Genomic DNA, 14,092 nt, shown 5'->3' on the forward strand with positions numbered 1-14,092 from the left:
CGCCTTACTGGATCTATGCGGTTACAGTTTTGCACCGCGATACGCGCAGTTCAGTAGTGTCATCAATGATCTGTTTGCCGTAACTGAAAATGAACACGGCGGCACCAACCTTGCCCTGAAAAAGCCCATCAGGACGAATGTCATCGAAACGGGATGGCAGGATATTAGGCGCATTGTTCTGTCACTTCAGACAAAGCGAACGACACAGGCAATGCTGGTAAGAAAGTTGTCTGGTTATCCTTCGGGGCACCCGACATTACAGGCGCTGACGGAGTATAATCGACTGGTCAAAGCGCAATATTTACTGGATTACATAGACAATGCCAGTTTGCGGCAGTACGTTCAGCGTGCCCTTAACCGGGGAGAAGCGTGGCACTTCCTGAGACGGGCTATTGCGTCGGTGAATGGCGATCAGTTCCGAGGCAAAAACGAGAGTGAAATCGCTATCTGGAATGAATGTGCAAGATTGCTTGCCAACGCGATCATCTACTTCAACTCCGCGATACTGAGTCATCTGCTGGGACACTTTGAAGCGAGAGGAGATGAAGAGAAAGCGGGTATCACTCGTGCTGTTTCGCCCGTTGCGTGGCAAAATATCAACTTAAGCGGAACGTATAACTTCACTAATACTGGGAAATTGCCCAATATTGGCGAAATAACAAGGCCGATAGTGGATGATTAGGCTCCAAGCTGAAAGTAAACCACCTCCGCAGCCATTTATTGGTGTGGTCTACAGAGGATTATGTCTTTTTAGAGGGGAAAATCCCTAGAACCCCACTCTATTAGCAAACCAGCATCTGTTTTTTTGGGGTAACCACTCTCCAGCGTCCTTTCCACACTTACCGTTGTCACCACAACGGTTTACAGTAGGTGAAGCTAATGTAAGATTCAGGAGATCACTGGCAAATTGAATGCGCATTTCACTGGATTGTGAGCACATTCCGCTATCATGTGCTTCACTTGTTGACACTATATGCTCAATGTCTGTGTATCGGTCAGATTCAAAGTAACTGCCAGTGTAAGGGCCATATATCAATCCCCCCATACTACTTACTATGTGATCTTCTACTCGTTGAGAATAGTTGTATTGTTGAGATTTATCGTATGGAGAACATCTATTCTCAGGTTTGACTATTAAACCCCGCCATATCTCTGTTGAATAAGCATCAAAAGAAACCAATAAGATGCTTGTAAGAACAGCTTTAGAAATTGTTTTCATAAACTTCCATTGATTATTATGGTACAGCAATATACTTGAATGCACTAAGCCCAAGCCTTTTGGCATTCGCTCTTGCTGCGGCCTTATTCTTGAATGGATAGATCCCATAACTAGCCAATGTATCTAGTGCCACATCTACCGAATCAATTAACCAAATATCACGAACACACGGAGGACTTCCAGATACTTTAACGTGAAATAAATCTCCATTTTCATCTAATGAAGAAATAGTTTTGGAATCCACATAATTTAGATCAATGTGAACTATCTCACCGTCACTTTTGTAAAACCTGGGATAATTATGAACTGTAACTAGAAGATATCTCATACTATATATTTGCCTTTTGTAGTTAATTTGTCATCGTTTAATGATTTACAGGCGGTATTGCCTCATAGCTAATGTGGTATATTTTTGCATTCTATTAATAGGTGTTCGCATGCACATAACTGTATCTAGTTCTGATAAAAATTTGGACTCTGAACATCACACTTTTGAACAACCTTCCTTGCTGCTTAAAAATCGTATTAAAAGCCCAGAAGCCCAATCCAAATTAAAAATTCTCCGTCTTTCTGATTCAGTACTCAATTGCCACTGTGTATCACCACCAGCCACAATGTATCTACGTAAAAGGGGGGATTACATATTCATGGTGAATCATTATGAGCATGGCCAACATCTGCAAAATTGTCCCTTGTACTCAGACATAAAAGGTTGCAGAGAAGCGGTAAATAGAGATATTTCGCCCTGAGGAATCCCCTAATGATTTTGATAAAAATCATAAATTTAAGGTAGATGCACATCTTGTCATGTGATCAAATGGTTCTGAGAAAAATCAATAACCAGACAACAAGATGTGCGAACTCGATATTTTACACGACTCTCTTTACCAATTCTGCCCTGAATTGCACTTAAAACGACTCAACAGTTTAACGCTGGCTTGCCACGCATTACTTGAATGTAAAACGCTCACTCTTACCGAACTTGGTCGTAACCTGCCAACGAAAGCCAGAACAAAACATAACATCAAACGAATCGACAGATTGTTAGGTAATCGTCACTTGCACAAAGAGCGACTCGCTGTATACCGTTGGCATGCCAGCTTTATCTGTTCAGGTAATTCGATGCCCATTGTTCTTGTTGACTGGTCTGATATTCGTGAGCAAAAACGGCTTATGGTATTGCGGGCTTCGGTGGCACTACATGGTCGTTCTATTACTCTTTATGAGAAAGCCTTTCCGCTTTCAGAGCAATGTTCAAAGAAGGCTCATGACCAATTTCTAGCCGACCTTGCAAGCATTCTACCGAGTAACACTACACCGCTCATTGTCAGTGATGCTGGCTTTAAAGTGCCATGGTATAAATCCGTTGAAAAGCTAGGTTGGTACTGGTTAAGTCGAGTCAGAGGGAAAGTGCAATATGCAGATTTAGGTGCGGAAAACTGGCAACCTATCAGCAACTTACATAGCATATCCTCAAGTCGCTCAAAGACTTTAGGCTATAAGAGGTTGACTAAGAGCAACCCAATTTCATGTCAAATTGCACTGTATAAATCACGTCCTAAAGGCCGAAAAAATCAGCGTTCGACACGGACTAATTGTCATCATCCGTCACCTAAAATCTACTCCGCTTCGACAAAAGAACCATGGGTTTTAGCGACTAACTTGCCCGTTGAAATCCGAACACCAAAGCAACTTGTTAGGCTCTACTCGAAGCGTATGCAAATTGAAGAAACCTTCCGAGACTTGAAAAGCCCAGCCTACGGTTTAGGCCTCCGTCATAGCCGAACTAGCAGCTCAGAGCGCTTTGATATCATGCTGCTAATCGCCCTAATGCTTCAACTGACATTTTGGCTTGCTGGAGTTCATGGTCAGAAACAAGGTTGGGATAAGCACTTCCAAGCTAACACTGTCAAAAATCGAAATGTACTCTCAACAGTGCGCTTAGGGATGGAAGTTTTGCGGCATTCTGGCTACACAATAACGAGGGAAGACTTGCTCGCGGCTGCAACCCTGCTTGCTCAAAATCTATTCAAACATGGTTGTGCTTTGGGGAAATTATGAGGGGATCCCTCAGTATTTCGCCTGAGTCCGAAGAATCAGATTTTAATACCTTTATTTATCACAGAGCGCTCCCTTCTACTGGAACTGATTCAACTAATCCAAAGTCAACTTCAACACGAACGCCCAGTGTACGGCATGGAGAGAGTAAGTTAGAAAGGCTGTATTATCATTTATTAACCGACACACTATCAAATTGGCATTTCTCCGGAAAATCTATGTCGGCTGAACAGCACTTATTCAAACTTAAGAGGTCTGCCAATAAAATCCTCTTTGGAAGTAGTACTCTTGATAAATACATATTTATCGGACCAACAGGTTTGAGATACGCTTTTTCAAAACTCTATCGTAAAACCGGGGCTGGGTGGAAAGGCCCTGGACGCCCACAAGCATTTTGCATGTTCATCACCAATACTATTGAGTTAAAAGAACATTCTTTAGTAATTGATGACACGTGTCTGTCGTTTACCCGTTTGGTGAGCCCTTTAGCCAAATCGGCACTTAAAGAAGTGGAAGGACCTTATTTCGTCTTAGCAACCTTATGCCAAATGCACTCAGAAAGAATTAAGCTACACACCGTTTACATCCAACCAATCGTTTCATTGACAAATCAGGTACCTATTACTTCATCATTTGAACGCAAGGTTTTTACCGCACTAATATCTAAAATCGATAATGGCTCAAAACGTTACAGTATTCAGAAAATACTAACCACTCAGATGCAAAGAAACACTTCGGACTACTCCACGCCGAGCTTTATCTTGCAACTGAAGAATAATCATGGAAAAGTGATTTACCGGAGTATGGTTCAAATTGACGATTCGATTTATAACTTAGATAGATTTAGTCGCTCACCCATTTCTCTATGGCGTGTTAACCACTCAATGACAATATCCCCTGATGAGCCAATAGATATTGCCACAGAAAAGATTCTTTAAACTATACGAGTTTTGACGTTACTCGAGCTCATCCGGTCAGACAGAGATCGACGTTTAGGGAAAACAACTATCAAGAACAAAATCGGCACCGTTAAGCAAATTAGAGTACCGAACAAACGATACACATAAGTAGAAACCTCAACGTTCTCACCTTCTTTTCCTTGCACCTGAAGTTTGAATATTTTTTCCCCTAACGTCCTCTTCAAAAGTATGTATTGGCCCATCATCGTAAAGAAAAAGAACACATAGAAATAACCTATGCTTTGGATAGTCAACGCATTTAGTTCAAAGACGTAAAACTCTAAAATACCGAATAATAAGCTAATCAAACAATAGTCGGTTACAAATGCCAAAAATCTCTTTATCACGTACCAACTCCGTTTAATAAAATATGTTCTTTAACCCTATTGATACAATCAATGTAAACATCTTTGTCAGTCATATCATCGACTTCACCCTTCTTCTTGATGAGTGCTTTCATATCTGGGAACGACAAAACCTGTCCTAATGCAATATTCAATTCATCATAAGGTACTGAGTCACCTAATGCCTCTTTTACTTTTCTTCTGACATGAACATCTTCGGCATCACTTGCTAATGACCATACTAAGCCAGGAGGTAACACCGATACGATAGGTTGAATAATTGGCGCTTGTATTTTCTTCAGCTTACCTATGTACAAGATTCCGCGCCCCATGCCATTTAAAATTCCAGCTTTACCGACATACGATTCTATAGATTCAAACTCATCATCTGTTAGCTTAAACTGTTCCTTAATCACCCGTTCTGTACCTACACCTGGGATGTTGCAAATGAAGGTATTAGTAGCCAAGTCGCGAATAGATGGAGGGAAAGCTTCGTACATCTGTGTCAATAAAGTGATGATCTCACGATACTTACGCGCTGTTTTTACTTCTTTATCAAAGTTTTCATCTAACTCAGGACATTGAGCCTGTTCGTATTCGTCTTGGAAGTAATACTTGGGTAAAGGCTTTTTCGCTCGAGCAATTCGAAGTGCACGCTTATAAAACACAGGATCTGCATCATTTTTTACATCATCTTCATGTACCCAGAAATGCCTTTGAGCTAGACCTTTTGCAAGAATAAACCATGCATTTTTCATCGCTGCTGGGGCGGAATCTACAACTGGTTTAGCGTTTACAAACAGCATTGAAAGGTCAGAGTAATCTACCATCGGATATGAGCCTAAAATTGCGCTATATCGATCTGTCATCAGCTGCACTGAAGCACCAATTAGGTCCAGTAGTTTTTCTCCTCCAACTTTGAAAGAACCCATAGCGCTTTGCTGTTCAGCCGACTTTACCTCTTTGGGTAAGTCAGAGATCAGCGGCCAAATATACCTATGAGCTATTTTTGACAATCTTAGGAAATATTGTCGTTGAGCGTTAGATATACCTTCTTCATTCGATGCTTTGTATAGGGCATTACGGGCGTTTAGGTAGCTGTACGACGACTCGCTCTTTAAATGTTTTTGTACAAGATGGTGAGCAAGCTCTTTCTGTATTTTATCGACGCCGGGTTGCGAAGGGTCAATTTTCCTAGGCTGTGAAATAGCCTTTGCTACCATACTGTCAATTATTGCTGAAACACAGTTATCAAGTTGTACGTGGATTGGCTGTTTCGAGCCACCATTGACTATCTTAGTAACAAAAGCAGTCGCAGTGTTGTTCTCCGGCTTAGCCAATTTATTGTAACCATATTGTGGCTCAAGCATGTTGTAAGCGCTTGTCTTTTCATTGGCAAGACTGATTGCCCCTACTTTAGCTCTATCCTCTTTCTTCAGGTTTGCCCTAACAGTTTCGGCAGTGAATAATATTGACTCACCATAGTCGACCCCCGCAATAAGAGGCAACGATGTCGTTCCAGCTAAGAAATGCATTGCCCTGGTTAATACACCAGCTTGAACTGACTTACCAGAACCCATAGATCCACTAACTAAATTCAAGTGATGTGACTGTGTTGAATCAAAGTCAATAGGCCATGGCTTGCCATCAGGTGTGATATAGAGCAATACGCCGGAGTCCCACGGCGAGGCAGGACGTATGATTGGAGCGGACGAGAAGGCTGTTTCAATACTGTCATTACTCGCTCTCCCAACAGGCCTTGAGCTATAGCCAGGTAAAGAGGATAAAAGGCCCTCTATAGGAAATGAGCACATACGTTGCCTTTCCCCTCCCCAACCTCTAAGTGCACTTTGTACGGCTTTGAAACGTGTATTAGTTTCCGTTTCGTTATCACCCCAAACAGTCACCGACATATAACACTCTACTGCACACCCTCCTTCTTGAATGAACTTTGTTGTCTTATTACAGGCTTTCAGAATTTCACTTGATATTGGGTTAGTTTTAGCAACGAATGTGGTGAGACTCGATTTAGTCATTTTAGAGGTTTGTATACTTTGGGAGCCAGAAACCAGAGTGTACGATATACGCATAGGAACATCTCTGTTAACTCGGTTTATAAAACTCCTCATTAACATAGGCTCATCCCCGACTAAGTAACGCTCAAGCGTGGTATAGCAGTGACCATTGAAAAACTTAAAGTCAGGTCTTTTAGCATCCTCAAAAGGCTGTTCTACTATCTGCGAATGTATGGAGCTATGCCCAATCTCATCAGTATCAACCTTGTAGGTATGATTGCTCATTATTTTAGGAGATGATTCTTGTCGTGTGGATGGTTTCCAACGGTCCTGGTTTTCAAAGTCTCGGTATAGAAGATCTCTGATTTCCTTTAATGCACGATGAGACTCTAGTTTTTCGAATAGAACGTACTCAGAAAAAATATTAGTCATTTCTGTAACAAAAGAACGATGCTGGTCGTAAATCTGCATCGTTTCTACCCAGTGATTCTGGGTCTTAGAGCTACTGCTTAAACTGTGACCATATTCATCTGCCAATTTTTTTCTATTTTCATTACCCTCTTTGATGTTTGGTCTATCAAGAGTTTGGGGTGTCGTAGTCAATACAATATAGGTCATCTCTGGCTTAATTAGCTGAGAAATGAGGCTCTTTTCAGTCTTGTTTAACTTCTCATTTTGGTAGCCCATCGTTTTTGATACAGAGTCCACTGTATTAAGACACTTGTTCACAAAGCTCTCAGAACGACTTGAATCAATATCGATAACAAAATCTATTCTGTTTCCACTGTCTGTAAAATTTTGTCGAGCTCTACTTGCCATAAAGTCAAGTATGGCAAGCTCCTGCTTATTTGAGTAGAACCTGTAAGCCCCGTTCAACTTTAGTAGGGTAACCATTGAACCATCGTGAGTTAGCAGTGAGTGAGGGTCAATGCTTGATGTTGTTTCTAATTGACAAATCTCATAGGGTTTATAGGCGATTAGATTCGCTAAAAATGAAAGAGCTCCCATTAGATAGTTAACCTCTTTACTTTCTTCGCAATAACTGGTTGAGTATCCACTCTTCTTGTAGATAGGGCTGTGATTAATTCACTCATTTGAGCTTTCTTATCCGCATCATCTAGCTGTTCAATTTGATCTAGTTTAATGACATCCTGTACCCCAAACGAGTTATGAAACTGTGAGTTAAGCTTTCCGAACACATTCAAATCTTGAAGCTTTTTGTATGTCTCGGGCATTTGACCATCTGAGAAAATTTCTAGCGGTTCAATTTCCATTTTCTACACTCCGATATCTGGCATTGCGCCAAATTTTTCTGCAATAATATTGGCTTTTTTTACATCTTGGCTACTTAACCAAACCCTTGCCGCACCGACACCAAACCCACCGCCGACGAAACCTGCTTTCATAAACGCTTCCGCAAGTTTGGAGCAAATAATCCTGTCATATGCTCTGAGGTACACTCCCAGGCCAGTAGCTTGTTTTTGACTTCCTAAGTGGACTTTATCGGCTAAGGCACACCAAATATTTTCACTGACCACACCTTTAGAGTAACTATATCTATTTTTTGATAGGTCTATTTCAGGCCTTACATCCAACTTACCAGCATTAGTTTTCAGGCCTCCCAAAATTTCAACCTCACAGTAACGTAAAATATCAATAACCTCTGGAAGAGCAGCCCATATTCTCGTTGTAGATTTCACACCTTCGATTCCAAAGGTAAAACTTTGAGCTCGCTTTGGGTCGATAGACTTTACTTTGATATTTAGAATTGCAGCAGTATTTTTATGGAGGTTCTTTAAACCTATTATGACTTTTTCTGTATCAGGGAGTAGTACTTTGTTTTTATATCCAGCAACAATTGGCCCATCGCTACTAAACGTAAATTCTTCCCAATTGTTATCCAAAGGAAAGTTTTGATTCATTAAGTATTCGAAATGCGCAACCCTTGGTAAGGTATAATGATAGATCTTTCCGTTTGCAGACTTTACAGTACCTTGGAATGACTGATACGCATCATTTAATGCCGCTTTAGCTGAAGCGTCTGCGAGTTCACTTATATTTAGTAGTTCAGAAGGTAGGAACCCTTGTGATTCCAGGTATTGTGGGATTTCACCACCAAGGCGATATCGAAGGTAGTCCGGATTAAGTTCGAATTTACCCTGTAGATCTGCAGCAATTGACTGAACTAGCTTTGCTAAATGTTGAATACCTTCAATATCTTTTTTAACATTCAACTCCCTCATTATCTGTTGTAAAGACAACCTTAAATATTGCGACGAACGTAGGTTAGGTACTTTGTAGAGGGCTTCTTTTTGAAATATAGAGTGTTGAATGTTAGTTACCCAAATTGTAGACATCTCCAAATCAGAATAGGAACTAAACTCCTTCACCTTGCCATCGACACAAGAGAATCCACTCCTAGGTTTTTTTTCATCGTTGAATATCGCTACGCCATATGTGTTCATTAATATCCTATCCTTCTAAACTAGAGATATGGTTGTTCACTATTTCTGGCCAATTGTTTGGGTCATAGAAATCTGAAAAGAAGTCTTGGTTCCTACTCCACTCCTCTATCTCTCGAGAAAAGGGATCTGGAGTAAACAGCAACCTTAAATGAGGGTACTTTAACTGACGTTCGGAATACTCTTTGTCATCCATAGCACGAAAGTCTTCAGCTAGTGCCCTAATGTTGGTTATTTTGTACACTTGACTTACTTGCTGCGCCGTAGCAGAAAGGAGCTCGATCCAGAGCCCTGTATCGCGTGCAATACGCAGAAGCGTAGTACCGCATTTTTCTGGACCTTGGATTTTTGCTAAGTAATTTGCAACCCAAGATATTCGAACGTAAGCATTGAGCTCCTCCTGGGTCAAAGAGGGACAAAAAACTAAAGTGGCAAGTTTATTATCTGCAACAAAACCCAGATGTTCACACATATGACATAGAGGGCATTTACACTCAAAGTTAATGATTTCGTTATGTTTGTGATTCCCATCCTTGTGATGAACATGTTGATACTTTTCTGAACGAAAATGGCAATCAGTACATCGATAGTCAACATCTGATAAAAACTCCACCCTTTTTAGTTGAAAGTCTTTATCATCAGATGGTTCTGGTGGTTCTGATAAACGCCATTGATGGCTTCTACTAACACCTATGAACATTACTCACCTATATATGTCATTTGTGGATATTTTACAATACCCCAATTATCATAATAATTGGGATGATTAACAAGGAATAATTTGGAGAGGCGTTAAGTAAGCGCTTATACCAAGATCGAACTGAGTACTTTTCCGATTGATATCTTTATAACGTGGGCAGGTGAACAGTAGAGGATGGCGAGCGATTATGAGTAAAGATGTGGCTTCTTTCTTTTTCTGTTGCTTATAAATACTGATGTTTCGGGTTATCGATTTATGCTACGCCATAGCTGTTTAATAGTGGCATTTGTATGATGCTTGCGGTTAGTAAACCATTTCCGATACAAAACGCCATCGGTCGCACCGATATTACCTTGATTACCTGCTAACCAAGCTCTGTGCAACTCACTTCTAGCAACCAGCCGCCTAAAACTTCTTGGCAAGAAAAGCTGCTCATACCCAACAAAATAGGCTCGCTCGCATATCAGTTTATATACACTTGTCATACAGTTTTCCTTATCCAGTTAATGTTTCTTTTTAGGTTTCAGCAGCGTCTTAACTAGCTTATCTATCTTACGCTTCTGCTTGTACATGGGCGGTTGTATAGGGCAACATCTAAGAGATCACTTAGCTCTCCAACAGCATCACCAGTTTTAGTCGGGTTTACTGACCTTTAAGCACCACCCCCAGTTCTTCTAGTGGCCATACGAGTGTCTAGTTCTTATGTTGAACATGGCTCCCTCTTTGTTATCAAGTTGTTCTGATGGCATTAATCCATTTGAATCGCCTATTTTGACAGTTGTCATAAGCATGTAGGTGTAATTCAATACCTTTTACACAATCTAGTTGTTTACAATCTCATTTTTTGCCGTTTTTTCCGTAGATAAAACCATACACTGCAGTAATAAAAGCGAAAATGAAGAACCACATTAAATTTTCATTCTCGATTAGAGTTTCTAGAGAAAAATCTAGGACAAATCGGACTAAGAAATAGGCACTAGCAAGGGCTGAAACGTTAGTAATAAAGTCCGCGAACTTCCGGTGGTTAGGTTTTGGTTCTGGCATGTTTTTTCCAATGTTGATTACAGCCCATGTCTAGGGCTGTATTTGTACTGTTTCTCTGCTCGCTTTCTTAAGCAAACAGCCTCAAAAAAGTCACTTGTGCTACTAAGGTACTTTTGCTTATTACCCACTCCGATGTAGGCGACAAAGTAGCCATTGATCTGTTTCACTCCAGTCACACCAGTTTTGTTGCGGCGACTTCTAGCTAAATTTCTCTGAGCAACGCAGTTGTCCCCCTACGTAAATTGCTCCATTTATCATTTAGAGAATCACCATCTTTATGATCGATGATGAAATCAGGAAAATGACCAGTCATTATTGACCAAGCGATTTGACCAGATGTGTACTCTTTACCGTCAATGACAATTCTGCGCCACACGTTGCCTTTCTTCCGCTTGACGCATCCCGCAACTAGATTAGCTCGGCGGCCTCTGCCCAACTTTTTCCACTGGATGATGCCACTATCAGGGTCATAGGTGAGTTGGTTTCTAATCTAAGTTACTAATTCCAATACTATCTTCCAACGTTAAATTCGCTCTAAAACTGGCAACTGAAATGAGCCAGTTGCGCTTTGTAACCAAGCACGATGTATCTGAGTGCGAGCAAGTAGCTTCCTAACCAATTTGGGGACTTCTTTTTTGGCTTTATCGGCTTGGTTATATGACCAGATCTGCAATGGCTCGTAACTATCTCTATCCAGCAGGAACTACTCTTTATATCCAACTTTATTGGGATTTCTATTACCAAATCTCTTTCTAGCCAACCACATCCCTAAGAACTGGAGTACGACAATCAAGATCATCACTGAAAAAGCCATTTCACGATTAATAACGCCAACGAAAAGTAACACTAGACTTAATACAAAACCGATGACAATTGCTTGTAAATGGTGCTTATGTAAAGAGGTTCCTTTAGGTTGCCAATATCTAGCTAATATATTGTCTAACATAAGGTGTTACCTACATCTTGATGAGAGCGTTAAAGAATAGTTCTCCATCAGTGAAAGCATCTTGCAACGTCAAACCGTATGCTCTGTGCATCCATGCGGATTTCAGGACTGATAGCCTACACTTAACTTGAAATTCTGCTTCTTCTTTATCTAAATTTGGATACCCAGCAACCCCCAATAATAGGTCATGTATGCGCTGATTAGATTGGCTCAACTTGATTATAATTGAAGGAGTAGTGATATAGTTTAGTTTCTCTTTAGATACCTCAGTTAGCTCCAACTCTGTAGCAATCACATCAAACCATAAGGTAACTTGTTGTACGCAGATGGAGCTATCGGCATTTGTATATTCACTCAGGCTATCACTAATTTCTTTAGCTAATACTATTTTCATTTCTTGTTAGTCCTTGGTCGTTGTCTTAACTTTTTCTTTAAGGTCTGCGTTCTTATTTTTGAAGCATTTTTACGGTTCTAAAAGGTAAATCTAAGGTTTTTATGAGCTAATATGTTCCCTATCCTAATTAACCTACTTTTTTAGCTAAAGACTTTGCCAGTCCCTCGTTAACAAATGATTTCCAATTTTCTTTAGTTAGTTCTGCCTCGACAACTTCTTCTTCGACTAGCGAAATGATGATTTCTCGATTAATTAGGTTTGTAGCCATGTCTAAATCATGTAAACGAAGGAACGATGTTACACCCCACAGCTTATCTGAATGAAGTTCCAAGCTATCAGGTAGACCCATAAGAGCAGCGAAAGCAAAATCACCTTGTCTTAATCCCCTGCAATGCAAAACCATCATATCTTCAAATCCAAGATAGATTGCTTCTAATGGTTTATCCTCATCATCGTTTGGCTTTAGATGAACTAACCATTTATCCTGATGGACATCAACTAAGTGATTCATCCCTTCATAGTTTTGTAAACCTCGAAGGTTATTGGACATGAGCACACCGTAAACCAACTTTAGTTTTAAATGATCATCATTTAATGGTGTGTCAGGGTTTAGCACACCCTCCTCTCCACGATCTAGAATAGGTAACTCAGCAGCATCTACCAAAACAGCTAAATCTTTTTCGGTATGGGGCATCTGCCATACTGCATATTGCATTTCATTCTTTGACAAAGTTTGCACTCCAAGTTGTTATTACTACTTCTATCAAAGGCACTCAAATCAACCTGTTAAATGCCTTTTGCACAAGTTCGATTTTTCCAATACTCTCAAGTTACTTAGTGAGTGGGATAGAATTTGAATCCATAAAAGAATCAACCTGTTTAACCAAGTCTACTGCTGTCGGCTCTGTCTCTAACGTTGACCGAAGTTTGTTGATTGTTGAAACGCACTCCTGATTAACTTTGAGAGTAATTTCACCTAGGTTGTTAATGTTGGAGTCACAAGCCAATTCCAACTTTGCATCAAGTAAACTTAGCGCAATAGAATGACCTAATTCGATTACCATTTCTTCTTGAGTCGTTGCTTGAGCTTGCAAGGAAAGAGCAGCTAAGATCGTAGCTACTAACTGTATTTTCATATTTTCGATTTTCCCATTACTTCAGCGACAAAAAATCGCCTGTGTATTCATAGTTGACAAGCGCATGTAAATCTCGCCTATGAGAAGGCGTTGCTTCTTCTTTAGCTTGCTCATAAAACCACTTTCCCGCACCATAAAGATCATTGTTGATGTCTAGCCACGATACATCATATTAATTACCATCTTTTTTGTTGATGGAATCAAGACGCTCGTTCCAAGTTCAACCATCTACATGCTTCACCAAAGAACGCATGTTTTCCTTAGATTTTTCAGTTAATTCAAAAGCGAATGGGTTAGAGGTGTTTGATAGTTTATCTAATTCAAGGTCATCTCTAGTTTCAGTCTTACTCCTGTTTTAGTCTCCTATTTTTAAAAGTTCAGCGTTCACATACTGCCATGTTGTTGAGTTAAACCAGTTAATCGGATCTATTTCCCTGTCTGGAACCAACCAATGAAAACCATCTTTTAATGCTTCTTTGTCTAGGCAATACTTATTATTATCTAAGAACCTATCCCAAAAGGAATTGTCAGATAATACATAATGATAATTTATGAGGGCAACGTATGGCAGGTAATAAGTGGCAAATCAGTGATGAACTCTGGGAGAAAATGGCTCCTCTCATCCCGGAACATAGAACTCAACACCCGCTGGGTACGCACCGCAAGCGGGTTGATAATCGCGCTGCAATGAACGCCATTTTCTTCGTACTCAGGACGGGTTGCCAGTGGAATGCGCTAAATGCCACCGGTATATGCTCGTCAAGCTCTGCTCATCGCCGATTTCAGGAGTGGCGGGATGCTGGCGTATTTGAACG

16 protein-coding genes are annotated in these 14,092 nt (G+C 40.4%); 4 read left to right on the forward strand and 12 right to left on the reverse strand.

Annotated elements, in window-relative coordinates:
• On the forward strand, positions 1-682 hold a 682-nt coding region (locus tag R7R78_RS22885; protein WP_206947111.1), incomplete at its 5' end, for a Tn3 family transposase.
• A gap of 84 nt (positions 683-766) precedes the next feature.
• Here R7R78_RS22885 and R7R78_RS30005 read toward each other — a convergent pair.
• Positions 767-1,327, reverse strand: coding sequence for a DUF1524 domain-containing protein (locus tag R7R78_RS30005; RefSeq protein ID WP_369292832.1), 561 nt, complete (start codon positions 1,325-1,327; stop codon positions 767-769).
• The gene (locus R7R78_RS22890; protein WP_025634888.1) at positions 1,236-1,547 is read right to left on the reverse strand and encodes a hypothetical protein; all 312 of its coding nucleotides are present in this window, start codon (positions 1,545-1,547) and stop codon (positions 1,236-1,238) included. The genes R7R78_RS30005 and R7R78_RS22890 overlap by 92 nt, the downstream gene beginning before the upstream one ends.
• 524 nt (positions 1,548-2,071) lie before the next feature.
• Here R7R78_RS22890 and R7R78_RS22895 point away from each other — a divergent pair.
• On the forward strand, positions 2,072-3,280 hold the full coding sequence (locus R7R78_RS22895; RefSeq protein ID WP_032073033.1) for an IS4 family transposase: 1,209 nt from the start codon (positions 2,072-2,074) through the stop codon (positions 3,278-3,280).
• Positions 3,281-3,495: 215 nt separating this feature from the next.
• On the forward strand, positions 3,496-4,215 hold the full coding sequence (locus R7R78_RS22900; protein ID WP_203347283.1) for a hypothetical protein: 720 nt from the start codon (positions 3,496-3,498) through the stop codon (positions 4,213-4,215).
• Here the strand turns inward: R7R78_RS22900 and R7R78_RS30010 are convergent.
• The 10 genes from R7R78_RS30010 to R7R78_RS22945 all read right to left on the reverse strand — a co-directional run bounded on the left by R7R78_RS30010 (position 4,212) and on the right by R7R78_RS22945 (position 13,277).
• Entirely contained in the window at positions 4,212-4,583 is a 372-nt protein-coding gene (locus R7R78_RS30010) for an RDD family protein (protein WP_025767057.1), read from the reverse strand. The genes R7R78_RS22900 and R7R78_RS30010 overlap by 4 nt on opposite strands.
• Complete coding sequence (locus R7R78_RS22905; RefSeq protein WP_203347281.1) at positions 4,580-7,603, reverse strand: hypothetical protein; 3,024 nt, start codon at positions 7,601-7,603, stop codon at positions 4,580-4,582. The genes R7R78_RS30010 and R7R78_RS22905 overlap by 4 nt, the downstream gene beginning before the upstream one ends.
• Entirely contained in the window at positions 7,603-7,869 is a 267-nt protein-coding gene (locus R7R78_RS22910; RefSeq protein ID WP_025634882.1) for a hypothetical protein, read from the reverse strand. The genes R7R78_RS22905 and R7R78_RS22910 overlap by 1 nt, the downstream gene beginning before the upstream one ends.
• A gap of 3 nt (positions 7,870-7,872) precedes the next feature.
• Positions 7,873-9,060, reverse strand: a complete 1,188-nt coding sequence (locus R7R78_RS22915) for a hypothetical protein (protein ID WP_025634881.1) — start codon at positions 9,058-9,060, stop codon at positions 7,873-7,875.
• Positions 9,061-9,067: 7 nt separating this feature from the next.
• Positions 9,068-9,757 (reverse strand): HNH endonuclease, encoded by a 690-nt coding sequence (locus tag R7R78_RS22920; RefSeq protein ID WP_025634880.1) that lies wholly within the window; start codon positions 9,755-9,757, stop codon positions 9,068-9,070.
• Positions 9,758-11,003: 1,246 nt separating this feature from the next.
• A complete protein-coding gene (locus R7R78_RS22925; protein ID WP_140050538.1) occupies positions 11,004-11,177 on the reverse strand; it encodes an HNH endonuclease in 174 nt (57 codons plus the stop codon).
• 327 nt (positions 11,178-11,504) lie between these two features.
• Positions 11,505-11,747 (reverse strand): hypothetical protein, encoded by a 243-nt coding sequence (locus R7R78_RS22930; RefSeq protein ID WP_025767062.1) that lies wholly within the window; start codon positions 11,745-11,747, stop codon positions 11,505-11,507.
• A gap of 10 nt (positions 11,748-11,757) precedes the next feature.
• On the reverse strand, positions 11,758-12,141 hold the full coding sequence (locus R7R78_RS22935) for a hypothetical protein (RefSeq protein WP_025767063.1): 384 nt from the start codon (positions 12,139-12,141) through the stop codon (positions 11,758-11,760).
• Positions 12,142-12,268: 127 nt separating this feature from the next.
• Positions 12,269-12,871, reverse strand: a complete 603-nt coding sequence (locus R7R78_RS22940; protein WP_140050539.1) for a hypothetical protein — start codon at positions 12,869-12,871, stop codon at positions 12,269-12,271.
• A gap of 100 nt (positions 12,872-12,971) precedes the next feature.
• Entirely contained in the window at positions 12,972-13,277 is a 306-nt protein-coding gene (locus R7R78_RS22945; protein ID WP_169567642.1) for a hypothetical protein, read from the reverse strand.
• Between the two features lie 564 nt (positions 13,278-13,841).
• On the opposite strand from R7R78_RS22945, the gene R7R78_RS22950 reads away from it, so the two are divergent.
• A partial coding sequence (locus R7R78_RS22950) for a transposase (protein WP_206937396.1) occupies positions 13,842-14,092 on the forward strand: 251 nt, incomplete at its 3' end.

The organism is Vibrio sp. 2134-1 (genome assembly GCF_033339495.1).

What these genes read in the sequence shown, in the direction of transcription:
- R7R78_RS30005 (WP_369292832.1), bottom strand. Translation starts at nt 1,327, where the DNA reads ATGGGATCTATCCATTCAAGAATAAGGCCGCAGCAAGAGCGAATGCCA.
- R7R78_RS22890 (WP_025634888.1), bottom strand. Translation starts at nt 1,547, where the DNA reads ATGAGATATCTTCTAGTTACAGTTCATAATTATCCCAGGTTTTACAAA.
- R7R78_RS22895 (WP_032073033.1), top strand. Translation starts at nt 2,072, where the DNA reads ATGTGCGAACTCGATATTTTACACGACTCTCTTTACCAATTCTGCCCT.
- R7R78_RS22900 (WP_203347283.1), top strand. Translation starts at nt 3,496, where the DNA reads ATGTCGGCTGAACAGCACTTATTCAAACTTAAGAGGTCTGCCAATAAA.
- R7R78_RS22905 (WP_203347281.1), bottom strand. Translation starts at nt 7,603, where the DNA reads ATGGGAGCTCTTTCATTTTTAGCGAATCTAATCGCCTATAAACCCTAT.
- R7R78_RS22910 (WP_025634882.1), bottom strand. Translation starts at nt 7,869, where the DNA reads ATGGAAATTGAACCGCTAGAAATTTTCTCAGATGGTCAAATGCCCGAG.
- R7R78_RS22915 (WP_025634881.1), bottom strand. Translation starts at nt 9,060, where the DNA reads ATGAACACATATGGCGTAGCGATATTCAACGATGAAAAAAAACCTAGG.
- R7R78_RS22920 (WP_025634880.1), bottom strand. Translation starts at nt 9,757, where the DNA reads ATGTTCATAGGTGTTAGTAGAAGCCATCAATGGCGTTTATCAGAACCA.
- R7R78_RS22930 (WP_025767062.1), bottom strand. Translation starts at nt 11,747, where the DNA reads ATGTTAGACAATATATTAGCTAGATATTGGCAACCTAAAGGAACCTCT.
- R7R78_RS22935 (WP_025767063.1), bottom strand. Translation starts at nt 12,141, where the DNA reads ATGAAAATAGTATTAGCTAAAGAAATTAGTGATAGCCTGAGTGAATAT.
- R7R78_RS22945 (WP_169567642.1), bottom strand. Translation starts at nt 13,277, where the DNA reads ATGAAAATACAGTTAGTAGCTACGATCTTAGCTGCTCTTTCCTTGCAA.